Source organism: Rathayibacter sp. AY1B4 (assembly GCF_002932815.1).
Lineage (GTDB): Bacteria > Actinomycetota > Actinomycetes > Actinomycetales > Microbacteriaceae > Rathayibacter.
The window spans coordinates 1-15,725 of sequence record NZ_PSWN01000039.1 but is presented as its reverse complement, the minus strand read 5'-3'; the positions used below and the strand labels follow the sequence as shown (position 1 = coordinate 15,725).

Genomic DNA, 15,725 nt, shown 5'->3' with positions numbered 1-15,725 from the left:
CGCCCCGTCTCTTCCGCCCGTCCCGTCCCGTCCCGTCCCGTCCCGTCCCAGGAGGACCGATGCCGTCCCGCTCCGCCCGCACCACCGGGATCGTCCTCGCCGCCCTCGGACTCGTCGCCGTCGTCCTCGCGATGGTGCTGCTCGTCCGGCCCGCCGGCGGGGGAGCGCCCGGCGCAGCCACGGCGTCCGCGGGCCCGTCCTCGGCGCCGTCCGGGACCGCTCCGGCGACGTCCGCCGCTCCCGGCTCCGCGGAGGCGGCCGACGGCGCCGCCGCCCCCACGCCGACGGCCTCCGCCGCTCCGTCCGACACCGAGCCGGGCACCGCATCCGACGCTCCTCCCGTGATCGTCTCCTTCGCCTCCACCCCCGCCTCTGTCGACTGCGAGGGCGACCGCACCGCCTCCGTCCCGCTCGCCCTGTCGTGGGAGACGAGCGGAGGCGCCACCGCCCGCCTGGCCGTCGGCACCACCGACGCGAGCGCGGGCGAGCCCGTCGACCTCGCGGCGTCCGGCTCCGCCGCCGTCACCGCCGACTGCCGCGACTCCGAGACCCTGATCACCCTCGCCGTCCTCGCTCCCGACGGCACCACCGCTCAGCGCACCCTCGTCGTCCCCGCCTCCTGAACCGCTCCGCCCGCGCGGAGGCGGCCACGGAGGCGTCGAGCGGCCCCGGCACGGCAGAATGGGACACGATGACCTCCACACCCCCTCCGCTCGGCCTGCTCCTCGACGTCGACGGGCCCATCGCGAGCCCCGTCACGCGCACGATCTCGATCCCCGAGATCGCCGACGACCTCGTCACCCTGGCCAACGCCGGCATCCCGATCGTGTTCAACACGGGCCGCTCCGACGCGTTCCTGCGCGAGCGGGTCCTGCCCGCGCTCCTCGAGCGCGGCGTCTCGGCCGAGGCCCGCATCGTGTGCGTCTGCGAGAAGGGCGCCGTCTGGTTCACCGTCGACTACCGCGGCACCTCGGAGCCGATCGTCGACGAGTCGCTCGCGATCCCCGAGCCGGTGGCCCGCGACCTCGAGCGGATGATCCGCTCCGACTACGACGACCTGGTCTTCTTCGACGAGACCAAGCGCGCCATGGTCTCGGCCGAGCAGCTGGTCGACCTGCCGAGCGAGGACTACCTCGAGCGCCAGCTCGTCTTCGACGCCGACGCCCTGCAGATCATGACCGCCGCGGGCCTGGGAGTCGAGCGCCGCGGCATCCGGTACCCGAACGAGGAGGGGACGGTCGACTTCCGCATCGACCCGACCGTCATCTCGACCGACATCGAGTCGAACCGGCTCGGCAAGGACCTCGGCGCCCAGCGCGCCGTGGAGCTGCTCGGAGCGACCGGCGCGATCCCGCAGCGCTGGCGCACGGTCGGCGACTCCCGGAGCGACTACGCGATGGCCGACTGGCTGTTCGAGCACGCCTACGACGTCGCCCACGTCGACGTGCGGCCCGCAGAGGGCGTGCCCGAGAAGCCCTACCCGGTCCTCGTCGTCGACGGAGCCGTGAACGACGCGGCCGGCGCCGCCGTGCTCCGCCGCTGGACGGAGCTCGTCGCCGACGAGACGACGCCCGAGGTCGGCGGCGCGATCTCGCTTCATGCCCGGAGCTGATCCGCAACCCTCGTCCCTCGTCGCTCGGGCCCGTTAGCGTTCGAGCATGAGAATCGCAGTCACCGGTGGATCCGGCAAGCTCGGCCGCCACGTCGTCACCCGCCTCCGCGCTTCCGGGCACGAGGTCTTCAATCTGGACCGTGCGGGGGACCGCGGCGCGGGCTTCGTCCGCATCGACATCGCCGACTACGGCCAGGTCGTGGACGCGCTGCAGTCGGTGAACGACCAGTACGAGGGGATCGACGCGCTCGTGCACCTCGCCGCGATCCCCGCGCCGGGCCTCGTGCCCGACGTCGCCACGTTCCACAACAACATGATCGCGACGTTCAACGCGTTCCACGGAGCGATCCGTGCCGGCATCCGCAACGTCGTCTACGCCTCCAGCGAGACCGTGCTGGGCCTGCCCTTCGACGTCCCGCCGCCCTACATCCCGGTCGACGAGCAGTACCCGGCGCGCCCGGAGTCGGTCTACTCGCTCACCAAGCACCTCGAGGAGCAGATGGCGATCGAGCTGTGCCGCTGGCACCCGGACCTGAAGATCACGGGCCTGCGCTTCTCGAACGTCATGGACGAGGCCGACTACGCCGAGTTCCCGTCGTTCGACTCCGACGCGCTGCTGCGCAAGTGGAACCTCTGGGGCTACATCGACGGACGCGATGGAGCGCAGGCGGTCGAGAAGGCGCTGCTCGCCGAGACGACCGGGTTCGACCGCTTCATCATCGCCGCGGCCGACACCGTGATGACGCGCCCCAACGCCGAGCTGGTGGCCGAGGTGTTCCCCGGCGTCGAGCTGCGCGGCGACCTCGGGACCACCGGGACCCTGCTCTCGATCGACCACGCCCGCGAGGTCCTCGGCTACGCCCCCGAGCACTCCTGGCGCGACTCGCAGCAGGGCTGATCCGCGGGCCCGGCACATCGGGATCCGCGCTGTTCGTCGGTGGTGGACCTCGATGCGCGGGCTGCGCCCGCTCCTCGATCAGCAGGGGTGCGGTCGGCCCGTGACCGTGCCGGTCGAGGAGCGGCAGCGCGGCGTCTCGAAACCCGCCCTGTTCGTGCGCGGCTCGGCTCGCCGCCCCACGCACGAGCGCGCCCGGTCCGCAGGACGACTGCAGGCCGGGCGCGCTCCGTGGAGCCGAGGATCAGCTCGGGATGTAGTTGAAGGTGTCGGGGTCGGGGCCGGTGCGGTGGCCGCGGTCGAGCGCCGTGATGTCGGTCATCGCCTCGTCGTCGAGCTCGAAGTCGAAGAGGGCGAAGTTCTCCTCCACGCGCTTGCGGGTGACCGACTTCGGGAAGACGATGTCGCCGCGCTGGATGTGCCAGCGGAGCACGACCTGCGCCGGGCTGCGGTCGACGTTGCGCGCGATGCGGGTGATGGTGTCGTCGTCGAGGACCAGGCCCTGCGCGATCGGCGACCAGGCCTCGGTCGCGATGCCGTGCTCGGTGCCGTAGGCGCGGAGCTCCTGCTGCACGAGGTAGGGGTGCACCTCGATCTGGTTCACGGCCGGGACGATGGTCGCCTCGGCGCGGAGCCGGTTGAGATGGTTGGTCTGGAAGTTGGAGACGCCGATCGCCTTCGCCTTGCCGCTGCGGTAGATCTCCTCCATCGCCTTCCAGGTCTCCAGGTAGTCGCCCACGTTCGGGAGCGGCCAGTGGATGAGGAAGAGGTCGACGTAGTCGAACTTCAGCTCGCCGAGGGTGACGTCGATCGCGGCGAGAGCGTCCTCGCGGGCGTGGAAGCCGTTGTTGAGCTTGCTGGTCACGAAGACCTCGGAGCGGTCGAGGCCGGAGGCGCGGACGGCCTCGCCGACGCCCGCCTCGTTGCCGTACATCTCGGCGGTGTCGATGTGGCGGTAGCCGACCTCGAGGGCCGCCAGGGTCGCGTCCTTGGTCTCGGCCGGGTCGATCTGGAACACGCCGAAGCCCAGCTGCGGGATCTCCACGCCGTTGTTCAGGGTGATCGTGGGGACCGTTGCGGTGTCGTCGCTCATGAGCGAGTACGTCCTTTCGTCGGGGCGAGGGCGCAGTGGAGCCGCGCCGTCGTGCCTCCAGTCCATCGCCTGCGGCTCCCAGCATCAACCCCTTGCGCGCTCGGCGGACATCCAGCTTCCCCGCGGAGGAGGAGTCGGATCCCCCGAACCACCGGTGTGCCCTCCCGGGAACGCCGAAGGCCCCCGGCACGGATGCCGGGGGCCTTCGAGGAGCGCGACTTACGCGCGGGACTTGCGGCCGACGATCGCGCCGTAGATGAGGAGGACGACGATCGCACCGACGACGGAGACGATGATGCTCACGATGTTGATGCCGTTGACGGCGTCCTGGATGCCGAACAGCGTGCTGAGGAAGCCGCCGAGCAGCGCGCCCACGATGCCGAGGACGATCGTGATGATCCATCCGCCGCCCTGCTTGCCCGGGAGGATGAGCTTGGCGAGCGCCCCGGCGATGAGGCCGAGGATGATCCAGCTGATGATGCCCATGGTGTTTCTCCTTCAGTTCGTGCTCGATCGGCCGTTCCGATGCGAGCGGAGACACCGGCGGGCCGGTGTCCTGTGAGTCGTGGAAGCGGGGGTCAGCGGAGGCGGCGCTGCACCTTGTCGCGAGCCTTGCTCGCGATGGCGGTGAGCTGCTTGGCCTCGCGCTTGGAGGTCTTCTTGAGCTTCTTGCGGGTCTTCTTCGTGGCCGGGTCGTTCCACACGCCGAGTGCGAGGTGGCGCAGCTCTTCGTAGCGGCCACGGCCGGCGCGGGAGCCGAACACGTAGGCGGTGAAGGCGACCAGTGCCAGCAGGACGAGGCGGGGATTCATGCAGTGACCCTTCCATCGGAGAGCACCGGGTCGTGCTCGACACCCATTTGACTCTCCTGCGCAATCCGTGACAAACCACGGCCCGACCATTGACAGGGACCCCTCGCATCGTGTTCCGCGTGCGCGTGTACCCGATTCAGCCGCAGGCCGGAGACGTCTCAGACGGGAAGCGAGCGTGGAGGTAGTGGCCGTAACCGCCCTCGACCCGGTTGTCGCGGCGGCCGGAGGTGACCACCTCGCCGCGGTCCGTCGCTCCGACCCGGGCGCCGCTCGCGCGCAGCCGCTCGACGAGCAGGACGTCCTCGTGCAGCGGCTCCCGCCCGAATCCGCCCGCGGCGAGGTACGCGCTCGCGCGGACGCCGAGATTCGCGCCGTGGATGCTGCCGATCGACTCCTCGCGCGCGCGGACGTCGCGCCAGCGCGAGTAGGCGCCGGGGGAGAGGTCGGCCGGGTCGGGCCGGACCGTGCCGAGCAGCGCGTCGTGCCGTCGCGCGTGCTCGACGTGGGCGGCCAGCCAGTCGCGGGGGACCACGGTGTCGGCGTCGGTGTTGGCGATCCACACCTGCTCGAGCGGAGCGGTGACGGAGGAGAGGGCGTGCGCGATACCCGCCGAGCGGGCGGCGCCTACTCCGCAGCAGGCGAGCTCCAGCACCTCGGCGCCGACGGCACGGGCCCGCTCGACGGTCGCGTCGGAGCAGCCGTCCGCGGCGACCACGAGGCGCATCCCGATGCCGGGCGCCCGGTGGGCGAGGTGGGTCGCACTGGCCTGGACGGAGGCGATCAGGCCGCCGATCCGCTCCTCCTCGTCGCGCGCGGGCACGACGACCAGCACCTGCGCGAGCCGGCTCACACCAGCCCCGTCCGGCGGGCGACCGAGCGGGAGTCGCGGGCGTGGACCTCGAGCAGGACGTCCTCCTCCTCGTGGCGGGCGAGGCGGTGCAGGCCCAGCTCGGCCACGGCGGACTGCACGGCGTCGCCGTCCAGAGCGAGCTCCTCGATCGGATGCCGCCAGTGCACGGTGACGAGCTCCCCCGCGGGGGCGAGGGCGTCGCGGATGGTGCGCAGCACGCCGGGGAGGGCGTCGCCGAGGTAGTAGCCGACCTCCGAGAGCACGACCAGGTCGAACGGACCCTCCGGCACGCCGCGGGTGATGTCGTGGCGCTCGACCCGCACGTGCTCGAGCGGAGCGAGGCGGCGGGCGGCGCGCTCGACGGCGGCGCTCGACACGTCGATCGCCAGCAGGCGGTCGGCCCGGTCGGCCAGCGCCTCGGCCAGCACGCCGATCGAGGCGCCGATCTCCAGCACGGAGCCGTAGCGCTGCTCCGGCAGGCTCGCGAGGGTCAGGGCGCGCTTGCGCTGCTCGTACCAGCGGCTCGTGTACCCCCACGGGTCCTCGTGGCGGGCGTACAGCTCGTCGAAGTAGCTCATGCGATCCTCACCAGCCGGTCGTCCCCGGTGAAGGTGCGCAGGAAGAGCGGATGGAGCACCGGACCGGTCCCGTCGGGCCCGGGGCGGGTCTGGCTGGGATAGCGGGAGCGGGCACGGCGGGTGCGCTCGAGCAGCTCGTCGTCGAGCGGCAGGCGCACGAGGTCGCCCCACGGCACCTCGGGGTCCTCCGGGACCGCCCAGTGCCACAGCCAGATCGGCGCGGCGAGCAGCGGCTGCCCGAGCTCGCGCGCGACCTCCGCGCAGATCTCGCCGACCACGCGGTGGTCCCGGTGCCCGTCCCCGGTCCAGGTGGAGAGGAGCAGGACGGTCCCGGGGGCGCCGGCCGCCCGCTCGCGCACCTCGCGTGAGATGCGCTCGTGGTGCTCCGGGGTCGCCGAGTCCGGCACGTCGAGGAAGGCGAGCCCGATGCCGGGGCCGAGCTCCGCCAGTGCGTCCGAGGCCTCCCGCCGGCGCTCGGCAGCGAGGTCCGCGTCCCGCTCCCCGTGGGCCGCGGCTCCGTCGGTCACGACGACGACGTCGACCGCGATCCCGCGCCGACGCGCGAGCGCGATGGTGCCGCCGCAGCCGAGGGTCTCGTCGTCGGCGTGCGCCACGACCACCAGGACGCGCCGGATCCCGTCGGGCAGGGTCAGCTCCGGGAGGCGGTCGCGGCGGCCGTCCGCGGTCCAGCGCTCGAGAGGAGTGCCCTCGAGGCGCCCGTCGAAGGGCCGGCTCACCAGGAGGCCGCCTCGCCCGAGGCGAGCACGGCGCGGCCGAGAGCGGCGTCGTCGCGCTCGGCGTGGTGCTGGCGGACGTAGAGCGCGAGGTCGGCGACGCGCTTGGCGTGCTCGGCGTCGAGGGCGAGCGGAGCCGGGCCGAGCGCGCGGCCGGCGCGGAGCAGGATCTCCTCGACCGCTCCGGCGACGCTCGCCCGCACGCGCTTGGCGAGCAGTGAGCCGCGGGGGCCGTCGGCCTCGCCCGCGTCGACAGCCGCGGCGGCCTCGTCCAGCGCCCGGCGCGACGCGGAGAGCGCCGTGTCGATCGCTCCGAGGTGGGCCAGGAGGTGCGGGTCCTCGCGTCGGGCTGCCGCTGCCGCGACGGCAGCCGCGACTCCGAGGGCTCCGCCGTGCCAGCAGGCGGCGACGCCGATGCCGCCCCAGGCGAAGCCGGGCCGCGAGAGGTACCAGCCGGCGTCCCCCACGGGGACGGCGCGGGTGCCGGAGAAGCGGACCGGTCCGCTGGGCACCTCCGTCAGGCCGCGCGCGTGCCAGGCGTCCTGCTCCGGCGTCGCCGTCCCGTCCCGCAGCGCCACGGCGAAGAGGCGGCGCTCGCCGGAGGCGTCGCCGACGTGGGCGGTGACGAGGGCGGCGTCGAGGCGGTCGGCCAGCGAGCACCAGGGCTTCACTCCGTCGAGCAGCCAGTCGCCGTCGCTCTCGCGGGCGACCAGAGGATCCCCGCCGCCCTCGGCCGCGAAGACCCCCCAGGCGGCGTCGGCGGCGACTCCGAGTCCGGACGGGTCGAGCTCCGCCTCGCCGAGGATCGCGAGAGCGTCGAGGTGCGGCTCCACCGCGCGCGCGACGCCGAGGTCGTGCCGAGCCAGGCGCTCGAGGAGACCGTGCAGCTCGGCGGTGCGACCGGTGCCGGGCCGGGGCGCGTCGGCGCTCAGACCGCGCGCGAAGCCGAGCGCGCCGTCGACGTCGTGGGGGAGGAGAGAGGAGGAGTGCTGGTCCATCGCCTCCGAAACTACGCAGTCGAGCGGGCGGCGTCCGGCGATTGTCCCCGAACGGACGGGGTGCTAAGCGTCAGATGTCAAGGTCGTTGATCCTGTGCAGGAGAGAGGCGAAGAGCTCGACGTCGGCGAGCGCCCAGCTGCGCAGCTCCTCGTGCATCAGCGCCTGGTTCGAGCTGCGAATCTCGCGCAGCCGCGCGGCGGTCGCCGGAGTCACCGAGAGGATCGTGGCGCGGCCGTCCTGCGGGTCGGGGGTGCGCTCGAGGAAGCCGAGGCGGTCGAGCGCCGTGATCTGGCGGCTGAGCGCCGACTTGTCCATCTCGAGGAGCTCGGCCAGCACGCCCGAGTGCACGGGTCCGCGGCGCTCGAGCGCCGAGATCGTCTTGTAGCCCAGCGGCGTCAGCTCCGGGTGGAGCCGCTCGGCGTAGGAGCGCATCGCCGCCCGCACGCGGTTGAAGAGGGTGCTGAGCTCGCCCTCCACCGAGGCGATCGCGGAGTCGACGTCGCGGGCGGAGTCGGGGGTCGGGCCGGTCATGCCTCCAGCATCCCGCGCGCGGGCCCTCCTCCTCGACTTGCGCCCGCGCGCCGCGATGACGTACGCTTCCCGAAGCCAAAGACCGCCGGTTTCCGGTGTGCGCACGAGCAGGGCCCCGGCCCCGCGGATCGCCACCGGACGAAGGATTCGCGAAGCGAATTGCCCGCGCAGGTGCACGAGTTCAGTTCCGCCTCACCGCGATCCCGAAGCTCCGCGCCCCTGTGCCGGAGCTTTTTTCTTTGCCTGCCTTCGGGCTACCGGCACGAGAATTCACAGGAGTAGCCATGGCGAACAAGGAAGCCTCGGTTGCCGAACTCACGGAGAAGTTCCAGAGCTCGACGGCCGTTCTGCTGACCGAGTACCGCGGTCTCACTGTTGCTCAGCTCAAGACGCTGCGCAAGGACATCAGTGAGCACGCAACCTACGCCGTGGTGAAGAACACGCTGACCAAGATCGCGGCGAACAACGCCGGTATCTCGTCCTTCGACGACGAGCTCGCTGGCCCCTCGGCCATCGCGTTCGTGCACGGCGACCCTGTCGCCGTCGCGAAGTCGCTGCGTGCCTTCGCCAAGGCAAACCCTCTCCTCGTGGTCAAGGGCGGTTACTTCGACGGTAACCCGCTGACCGCAGAAGAGGTGGGCAAGCTCGCCGACCTCGAGTCCCGCGAAGTTCTGCTCGGCAAGCTCGCCGGCGCCTTCAAGGCCTCGCTGTTCGGCGCCGCATATCTGTTCAACGCTCCGCTCTCGAAGGCCGTTCGCACGGTCGAGGCGCTGCGCGAGAAGCAGGAGTCCGCGAGCTGACGTCTTCCCCTTCCGGGAAGCAGTGCGCGCGCGGTTCGTAGACAAAGAAAAACAAGGAGAAAAATCATGGCAAAGCTCACGCAGGACGAGCTCATCGAGGCCTTCAAGGAGCTCACGCTCATCGAGCTCTCGGAGTTCGTCAAGAAGTTCGAAGAGGTCTTCGAGGTCACCGCTGCGGCGCCCGTCGCCGCCGCCGGTGCGGCCGGCCCGGCCGCCCCCGCCGAAGAGGTCGAGGAGCAGACCGAGTTCGACGTCGTGCTCGAGGCCGCCGGCGAGAAGAAGATCCAGGTCATCAAGGAGGTGCGCGCCCTCACCAGCCTCGGCCTCGGCGAGGCGAAGGCGCTCGTCGACGGTGCCCCCAAGGCGGTCCTCGAGGCCGTCAACAAGGAGACCGCCGAGAAGGCCAAGGCTCAGCTCGAGGGCGCCGGCGCGACCGTCACCGTCAAGTAATCCCCCTCACCCGTCCCGGGTGCCGGCTCCGGCCGGTCGCTCGTCAGGGTGACGCAGGCACGCCTGCAGACGCAGGGCGTCGTCTCCTCGGAGGCGTCGCCCTTCGTCGTTCCCGGCCGTTCGAGGCGCGCGCCCCTAGGATCGGAGCGTGACTGCTCACGATCTGCTCGCCGGGCTCCCCGCCCGCGACGTCCCGCCCAGCGAGGTCTCGCTCAGCGAGCTCCTGAGCGACTTCGTCTCGGTGACGCACCGGATCACCCGCCTCGCCGCCCAAGCGACCGGCAACCAGGAGTCGCAGGCCGTCTGGCGCACGCTCTCGGTGCTCCTCTCGATGGGCCCGATGCGCCTGGGGGAGCTCGCCTCCCAGAGCCGCGTCTCGCAGCCCACGATGACCAAGATCGTGAAGAACCTCGTCGAGACCGGCTGGCTCGACCGGATCGCCGATCCCCTCGACGCGCGCGCCTGGCAGATCCGCCTGGCTCCCGCCGGCGCAGACGCGCTGAACGCCTGGCGGACCGACCTCGGCGACGCGCTGACGCCGATCTTCGCCGATCTGACTCCGGAGGACCGCCGCGTCCTCGAGCGCGCCGTCGAGATCATGCACGAGCGCCTCGTCGTCGGTCCGCGCGACTGACCCCTCCCGCGCGGCACACTGGTCGCGTGCAGATGCGACTCGAGCTCGTCCCCCTCCCCGTCGGCGACGTGGACCGCGCGGTCGCCTTCTACACGGAGGTGATGGGCTTCCACCTCGACCACGACGTGCGGCCCTCCGCCGCGATGCGCGTGGTCCAGCTCACCCCGCCCGGCTCGGCCTGCTCGATCGTGGTCGGCAGCGGGATGGGCCCCGGTCCGGAGGAGGGCGTCGTCCGCTCCCTCCACCTCGTCGTCGACGACATCGCCGCCGCTCGCGCGGAGCTCGTCGGCCGCTCGCTCGAGATCAGCGAGGTCCAGGACCTGGGCGGCGTGCAGTACGCGTACTTCGCCGATCCGGACGGCAACACCTGGGCGCTCCAGGAGATCGGGAGCAGGACGCCCCCGGAGTGAGTCAGTCCTCGGGCCAGCGGACCCGGGCGTCGACGTCCGGGTGCTTGCGCAGCCAGGCCGCGACGAAGGGGCAGCGCGGGACGACCGTGCCGCCCGCCTCCGTGATCGCGGTGACCGCGGCCCGCGCGAGGATGCTCCCGAGGCCGTGGCCCTCCCACGCGTCGTCGACGACGGTGTGGGTGAGCGTCACCTCGTCGCCCTGGCGGGTGTACGCGGCGAAGCCGGCCGGAGTGCCGCCGACCTCGATCACGAAGCGGGACCGCTCGGGGACGTCGCGGACAGTGGGGGTGTCGGAGTCGCTCATGCTCCGATTCTCGCCCCCCGCGGCGCCGAGGTGCTGGTGCGGATCACCAGCGAGGCGGGGATCAGCGTGTGGCGGGCCGGGGGAGGGGGCTCGCCGCGACCGAGGGCGGCCAGCGCGTCCAGCACCAGCGCGACCGCGAGCTCGCCCTGCTGGCGCGGGTCCTGGCGGATCGAGCTGAGACCGAAGAGCTCGGCGAGGGGGTGGTCGTCGATCCCGATGACGGAGACGTCCTCGGGCACCGAGAGGCCGAGCTCGCGCGCCGCGAGGATGATCCCGATCGCGATCTCGTCGGAGGCGGCGAAGATCGCCGTCGGCCGGGTCCGCGGGTCGCCGAGGACCTGCCGTCCGGCGCTGTGCCCGCCGGGGATGTCGAAGGTGGTGGGCACGATGTCCTGCGCGCCCGGCTCGAGGCCGGCGGCGGCGAGCGCCTGGCGGAAGCCGTCGCGGCGCTGCGTGTGGACGTGGAAGTCCATCTCCTCCTCCGCGAGCCCGCCGATGTGGACGACCCGCTCGTGGCCGAGGGAGAGCAGGTGCTCCGTGGCGAGGCGGGAGGCGGCGATGTCGTCGATGCTGAAGGTGGGGATGCCGGGGAGCTCGCCGCCGATGCCGACGATGGGCTTGCCCAGGGCGAGGAGCGCCTCCGTCTCGTGCGGCGAGATCTCGAGGGTGACCGCGACGATCGCGTCGACGCGCTTGCGGACGAGGTAGTACTCGAACACGCTCCGGCGGGCGTCGAGGTGCTTGTCGATGTTGTAGAGGAGCAGGTCGTAGCCGGCGGCGAGCAGGGCGCGCTCGATGCCCTCGATGATCCCGGCGAAGAACCACTGGTTGATGATCGGGATGATCACGGCGATGTTGTTGCTGCGGCCGGTGACGAGGCTGGAGGCGTTGGCGGAGACGACGTAGCCCAGGCTCGTCGCGGCGCGCTCGACGCGCTGCTTCGTCCCCGCGGAGACGTAGCCCCGGCCGCTGAGCGCGCGCGAGACCGTCGCCTTCGACACTCCTGCGAGCTCGGCCACCTCTTCGATGCCTGGCACGGCGTTCCTCCCGACCGTCCGGCCTCGATGCTGGAAACGGTTCCAGGAAGTTATACCCCGCCCGGCGGCCGGGCGTCGCGCCGAGATCGATCTCCGCTCGGCCCCGGCCCCGCGATCGCTGTTCTGACGCCGAATCGTTATCTCAGAGAGCGCTCTATCACCGGCGTTGTGCTTTCATCGTTCTTGTGGAAAGGTTTCCCTCCGTGGGAGCCCACCCACACGAATCCGGTGATCCGCTCGGAGTTCCTCCTGGCATCGCCATCACCAGCATCCGAGTCGTCGCGGCACACGCTTCGAGCCGCCACAGCCTCCCGATCCCGATCGGCGAGGAGCGGCCTGCTCGGCTGGTTCCACCACTCAATGAGGAGGAAGAATGCGGTCATCCCTGCACCGCCGTATCACCGTCCCGGTCGCCGTTCTGGCAGCGGCCGGCATCGCACTCGCGGGCTGCTCCAGCAGCAGTGACCCCAACGACCCGAACGCCGGCGGCGGCAGCTCGGCCGGCACGGTCGGCACCGCCGACGGCGTCGTCAACGTCTACGGCACCATCAACGGCGACGAGGCCACCCTTCTCGAGCAGTCCTGGGCGGACTGGGAGAAGGAGAGCGGCATCGAGATCAAGTACACGGGCGACAAGGAGTTCGAGAAGCAGATCGGCATCAAGGTCCAGGGTGGCGACACCCCCGACCTCGCGATCTTCCCGCAGCCGGGTCTGCTCGCCGACACCGTCGCCTCCGGCAAGGTGCAGGAGCTCCCCGAGGGCGCCCTCGCCAACGTCAAGCAGAACTGGTCCGAGGACTGGCAGAAGTACGGCCAGGTCGACGGCACCCAGTACGGCGCGCCGCTGATGGCGTCCGTCAAGGGCTACATCTGGTACTCGCCGGCCAAGTTCAAGGAGTGGGGCGTCTCCGTTCCCACGACGTGGGACGAGATGGAGGCGCTCGGCAAGACGATCGCCGAGAAGACCGGCGGACCGTCCTGGTGCGCGGGCTTCAACTCCGGTGAGGCCTCCGGCTGGCCCGGAACCGACTGGATCGAGGACGCCGTCCTCCGCGAGGCCGGCCCCGACGTCTACGACTCCTGGGTCGCGGGCGACACCCCCTTCACCGATCCGGCCATCAAGTCCGCGTTCGAGTCCGTCGGATCGATCCTCCTCGACCCGACCCTCGTCAACGCTGGCTACGGCGACGTGAAGTCGATCAACTCCACCGCCTTCGGCGACGTCGCCCAGAACATGGCGAACGGCACCTGCGCGCTGACCCACCAGGCCTCGTTCTTCGAGGGCTTCCTGACCTCGGCCGGCGCCAACGTGGCCGAGGACGGCGACGTGTGGGCCTTCCTCACCCCGCCGGTCAAGGCCGACGACGCCCAGGCCGTCACCGGTGGTGGCGAGATGGTCGCCGCGTTCTCGAACGACGAGGACACCGCGAAGGTCCAGGAGTACCTGGCCAGCGCCGACTGGGCCAACAGCCGCGTCTCCCTCGGCGGCGTCATCTCCGCGAACACCGGTCTCGACCCGGCCAACGCGGGCAGCGACGTCCTGAAGGACTCCATCGCGATCCTCCAGAACCCGGACACCACGTTCCGCTTCGACGCGTCCGACCTCATGCCGAAGGCAGTGGGCTCGGACAGCTTCTTCAAGGGCATGGTCGACTGGATCGACGGCACGAGCACCGACCAGGCGCTCGAGGAGATCCAGGCCGGCTACACCTCCTAGCAGCGGAGCAGAGCCGCCGCTCCCGAGTGGCGGCTCAGCTGTGACGGCCCGGCCCCCGGATCCACGGATCCCGGGGCCGGGCCCCTCCTGAGTCCAGAGTCGCACTCGAAAGGGCGTCCATGTCCCCCATCACCATCTCGGGGTTCTTCCAGTGGCTGGCGGGAATCCCGCCGCTCGCGCAGATCCCGCTCATCCTCCTGGCCTTCGCGGCCGTGGTGGCGCTCATCCTCTTCTTCGTCGAGATCGCGCCCCGCCGCGGCACCGGCTACACGGTCCTCCGGCTCGCGGTCACGGTCGTCCTGCCGGTCGTCCTCCTGCTGGTCTTCGGCCTCTACAACTCCGTCCTCTGGGTCGCGGTGGTGGCCGCCGTCATCGGCGGCGCGCTGTTCCTGCTCGACTTCCGGTCCCGCAAAGGCGCGGGCTACGGACTCCAGCTCATCGCGTTCATGGCACCGGCCGCCTTCTTCATCCTCATCGGCCTGATCTACCCGACGATCACGACGGCCATCAACGCGTTCATGAAGAACGACGGCTCCGGATTCGCCGGCATCGACAACTTCGTCTGGGTCTTCACCAGCCCCGACGGCATCACCGCCTTCCTCAACACGGTGGTCTGGGTGCTCCTGGCCCCCATCACGGCGACCGCCATCGGTCTCGCCTACGCGGTCTTCATCGACAAGAGCCGCGGCGAGAAGTTCTTCAAGCTGCTGGTCTTCATGCCGATGGCGATCTCGTTCGTCGGCGCGTCGATCATCTTCAAGTTCTTCTACGACGTGCGCCAGGGCGAGCAGATCGGCCTCCTGAACGGCATCCTCACCGCCTTCGGCGCCCCGCCGGTCGACTGGCTGGGACTCGAGCCGTGGAACACCCTGTTCCTCGTCGTCGTCCTCATCTGGACCCAGGCCGGATTCGCCATGACGGTGCTCTCCGCCGCCATCAAGGGCGTCCCCTCCGAGCAGCTCGAAGCGGCCTCGCTCGACGGCACCAGCGCGTGGCAGTCCTTCTGGAACGTCACCGTCCCCGGCATCCGCTCCTCGATCGTGGTCGTCCTCACGACGATCTCGATCGCGTCGCTGAAGGTCTTCGACATCGTCTCGGCGATGACCGGCGGCCGCTCCGACACCACGGTCCTCGCGTTCGAGATGGTCCGCCAGTTCCAGCTCGGCGCCCGCAGCGGCTACAGCGCGGCCCTCGCGGTCATCCTGTTCCTGCTCGTGCTCCCGATCGTCGTCTACAACGCCCGCCAGCTCGCCAAGCAGAGGGAGATCCGATGAGCGTCACGCCCACTCCGATCCAGGTTCCGGTCGACCGCAGCACCGAGCGCGCGCTCGCCCGCGGCGAGTCCAGGATTGAGGCGGCCAGCGGCAAGGTCAAGAAGGCGACGACGTCGCGCGGCGCCACCCTCGCCGCGCTGATCATCGCCGTCATCTGGACCGTCCCCACCCTCGGCCTGTTCATCTCGTCGTTCCGCCCCGCGAACGACATCAAGACGACCGGCTGGTGGACGATCTTCGCCAACCCCGGCTTCACCCTCGACAACTACGCGAACGCGCTCAACTCGGGCGACAGCCTGACCCTGGGCAAGGCGTTCGTGAACTCTCTCGTCATCACGCTGCCGGCGGCGCTGATCCCGATCACGATCGCCAGCCTCGCCGCCTACGCGTTCGCCTGGATCGACTTCAAGGGCCGCAACACCCTCTTCGTCCTCGTGTTCTCGCTCCAGATCGTCCCCATCCAGATGGCGCTCGTGCCGCTGCTGCAGCTGTTCTCGGACGGCCTGCGCATCGGAGGGCTCTACATCCTCCCCGGCCTCGGGGTGAACGGGTTGGACGGCTCCTACGCGAAGGTGTGGATCGCGCACACGATCTTCGCGCTCCCGCTCGCGATCTTCATGCTCCACAACTTCATCTCCGAGATCCCCGGCGAGGTCATCGAAGCGGCACGAGTGGACGGCGCCGGACACGGCCAGATCTTCTTCCGCATCGTGCTCCCGCTCTCGGTCCCCGCCATCGCCTCCTTCGGCATCTTCCAGTTCCTCTGGGTCTGGAACGACCTGCTGGTCGCGACGGTCTTCACCTCCGGACAGGGCTTGCCGATCACGAAGGCGCTGCAGGACCTCACCGGCTCCTACGGCCAGTCGTGGGAGCTGCTCACGGCCGGCGCGTTCATCTCGATCATCGTGCCGCTCATCGTGTTCTTCTCCCTCCAGAGGTTCTTCGTCCGCGGCCTCCTCGCCGGCGCCACCAAGGGCTGACGATCCGCGGGGGTG

At 71.0% G+C, this 15,725-nt stretch carries 20 protein-coding genes; 10 read left to right on the top strand and 10 right to left on the bottom strand.

Annotation, left to right across the window (positions count from 1 at the left end):
• The first annotated feature begins 59 nt into the window (after nt 1-59).
• The 3 genes from C5D66_RS16295 to C5D66_RS16285 all read left to right on the top strand — a co-directional run bounded on the left by C5D66_RS16295 (nt 60) and on the right by C5D66_RS16285 (nt 2,510).
• Nucleotides 60-623, top strand: coding sequence for a hypothetical protein (locus tag C5D66_RS16295; RefSeq protein WP_104256650.1), 564 nt, complete (start codon nt 60-62; stop codon nt 621-623).
• A gap of 68 nt (nt 624-691) precedes the next feature.
• Nucleotides 692-1,612, top strand: a complete 921-nt coding sequence (locus C5D66_RS16290; protein ID WP_104234599.1) for a hypothetical protein — start codon at nt 692-694, stop codon at nt 1,610-1,612.
• Nucleotides 1,613-1,658: 46 nt separating this feature from the next.
• Nucleotides 1,659-2,510, top strand: a complete 852-nt coding sequence (locus C5D66_RS16285; RefSeq protein WP_104227477.1) for an NAD(P)-dependent oxidoreductase — start codon at nt 1,659-1,661, stop codon at nt 2,508-2,510.
• 241 nt (nt 2,511-2,751) lie between these two features.
• On the opposite strand, the gene C5D66_RS16280 is transcribed toward C5D66_RS16285, so the two are convergent.
• The 8 genes from C5D66_RS16280 to C5D66_RS16245 form a co-directional block, all read right to left on the bottom strand.
• Nucleotides 2,752-3,600, bottom strand: a complete 849-nt coding sequence (locus C5D66_RS16280; protein ID WP_104224329.1) for an aldo/keto reductase — start codon at nt 3,598-3,600, stop codon at nt 2,752-2,754.
• Nucleotides 3,601-3,819: 219 nt separating this feature from the next.
• Nucleotides 3,820-4,086 (bottom strand): GlsB/YeaQ/YmgE family stress response membrane protein, encoded by a 267-nt coding sequence (locus C5D66_RS16275; RefSeq protein WP_104224330.1) that lies wholly within the window; start codon nt 4,084-4,086, stop codon nt 3,820-3,822.
• Nucleotides 4,087-4,178: 92 nt separating this feature from the next.
• Nucleotides 4,179-4,412 carry a hypothetical protein gene (locus tag C5D66_RS16270; RefSeq protein ID WP_104227476.1) on the bottom strand — a complete coding sequence of 78 codons (234 nt, stop codon included), beginning with the start codon at nt 4,410-4,412 and terminating at the stop codon, nt 4,179-4,181.
• A gap of 136 nt (nt 4,413-4,548) precedes the next feature.
• Complete coding sequence (locus tag C5D66_RS16265) at nt 4,549-5,262, bottom strand: glycosyltransferase family 2 protein (RefSeq protein ID WP_104256651.1); 714 nt, start codon at nt 5,260-5,262, stop codon at nt 4,549-4,551.
• Complete coding sequence (locus C5D66_RS16260) at nt 5,259-5,840, bottom strand: class I SAM-dependent methyltransferase (protein ID WP_104256652.1); 582 nt, start codon at nt 5,838-5,840, stop codon at nt 5,259-5,261. The genes C5D66_RS16265 and C5D66_RS16260 overlap by 4 nt, the downstream gene beginning before the upstream one ends.
• Complete coding sequence (locus tag C5D66_RS16255; protein ID WP_181067955.1) at nt 5,837-6,577, bottom strand: PIG-L deacetylase family protein; 741 nt, start codon at nt 6,575-6,577, stop codon at nt 5,837-5,839. Before C5D66_RS16255 ends, C5D66_RS16260 begins: the two co-directional genes overlap by 4 nt.
• Complete coding sequence (locus C5D66_RS16250; RefSeq protein WP_219813281.1) at nt 6,574-7,572, bottom strand: acyl-CoA dehydrogenase; 999 nt, start codon at nt 7,570-7,572, stop codon at nt 6,574-6,576. Before C5D66_RS16250 ends, C5D66_RS16255 begins: the two co-directional genes overlap by 4 nt.
• A gap of 70 nt (nt 7,573-7,642) precedes the next feature.
• Nucleotides 7,643-8,104, bottom strand: a complete 462-nt coding sequence (locus C5D66_RS16245; RefSeq protein WP_104224334.1) for a MarR family winged helix-turn-helix transcriptional regulator — start codon at nt 8,102-8,104, stop codon at nt 7,643-7,645.
• Between the two features lie 284 nt (nt 8,105-8,388).
• On the opposite strand from C5D66_RS16245, the gene rplJ reads away from it, so the two are divergent.
• From rplJ to C5D66_RS16225, 4 genes are all read left to right on the top strand, one after another.
• A complete protein-coding gene (gene rplJ / locus C5D66_RS16240; protein WP_055791018.1) occupies nt 8,389-8,904 on the top strand; it encodes a 50S ribosomal protein L10 in 516 nt (171 codons plus the stop codon).
• Between the two features lie 66 nt (nt 8,905-8,970).
• Nucleotides 8,971-9,354 (top strand): 50S ribosomal protein L7/L12, encoded by a 384-nt coding sequence (gene rplL / locus C5D66_RS16235; RefSeq protein WP_104256653.1) that lies wholly within the window; start codon nt 8,971-8,973, stop codon nt 9,352-9,354.
• A gap of 148 nt (nt 9,355-9,502) precedes the next feature.
• A complete protein-coding gene (locus C5D66_RS16230) occupies nt 9,503-9,988 on the top strand; it encodes a MarR family winged helix-turn-helix transcriptional regulator (RefSeq protein ID WP_244229591.1) in 486 nt (161 codons plus the stop codon).
• Nucleotides 9,989-10,014: 26 nt separating this feature from the next.
• On the top strand, nt 10,015-10,398 hold the full coding sequence (locus C5D66_RS16225) for a VOC family protein (RefSeq protein ID WP_181027271.1): 384 nt from the start codon (nt 10,015-10,017) through the stop codon (nt 10,396-10,398).
• Nucleotide 10,399: 1 nt separating this feature from the next.
• Here the strand turns inward: C5D66_RS16225 and C5D66_RS16220 are convergent, their stop codons facing one another.
• Together C5D66_RS16220 and C5D66_RS16215 are read right to left on the bottom strand one after the other, a co-directional pair.
• Nucleotides 10,400-10,702, bottom strand: coding sequence for a GNAT family N-acetyltransferase (locus C5D66_RS16220; protein WP_104224336.1), 303 nt, complete (start codon nt 10,700-10,702; stop codon nt 10,400-10,402).
• Nucleotides 10,699-11,739: a LacI family DNA-binding transcriptional regulator gene (locus tag C5D66_RS16215; RefSeq protein ID WP_104256654.1), complete on the bottom strand. Its 1,041-nt coding sequence runs from the start codon at nt 11,737-11,739 to the stop codon at nt 10,699-10,701. Before C5D66_RS16215 ends, C5D66_RS16220 begins: the two co-directional genes overlap by 4 nt.
• A 373-nt stretch (nt 11,740-12,112) precedes the next feature.
• Between C5D66_RS16215 and C5D66_RS16210 the strand changes: the two genes are divergently transcribed.
• The 3 genes from C5D66_RS16210 to C5D66_RS16200 all read left to right on the top strand — a co-directional run bounded on the left by C5D66_RS16210 (nt 12,113) and on the right by C5D66_RS16200 (nt 15,710).
• The gene (locus C5D66_RS16210; RefSeq protein WP_104256655.1) at nt 12,113-13,456 is read left to right on the top strand and encodes an ABC transporter substrate-binding protein; all 1,344 of its coding nucleotides are present in this window, start codon (nt 12,113-12,115) and stop codon (nt 13,454-13,456) included.
• A 119-nt stretch (nt 13,457-13,575) separates the two neighbouring features.
• On the top strand, nt 13,576-14,730 hold the full coding sequence (locus tag C5D66_RS16205; protein WP_181027270.1) for a carbohydrate ABC transporter permease: 1,155 nt from the start codon (nt 13,576-13,578) through the stop codon (nt 14,728-14,730).
• Nucleotides 14,727-15,710: a carbohydrate ABC transporter permease gene (locus C5D66_RS16200; protein WP_104224339.1), complete on the top strand. Its 984-nt coding sequence runs from the start codon at nt 14,727-14,729 to the stop codon at nt 15,708-15,710. Before C5D66_RS16205 ends, C5D66_RS16200 begins: the two co-directional genes overlap by 4 nt.
• Nucleotides 15,711-15,725 lie beyond the last annotated feature (15 nt).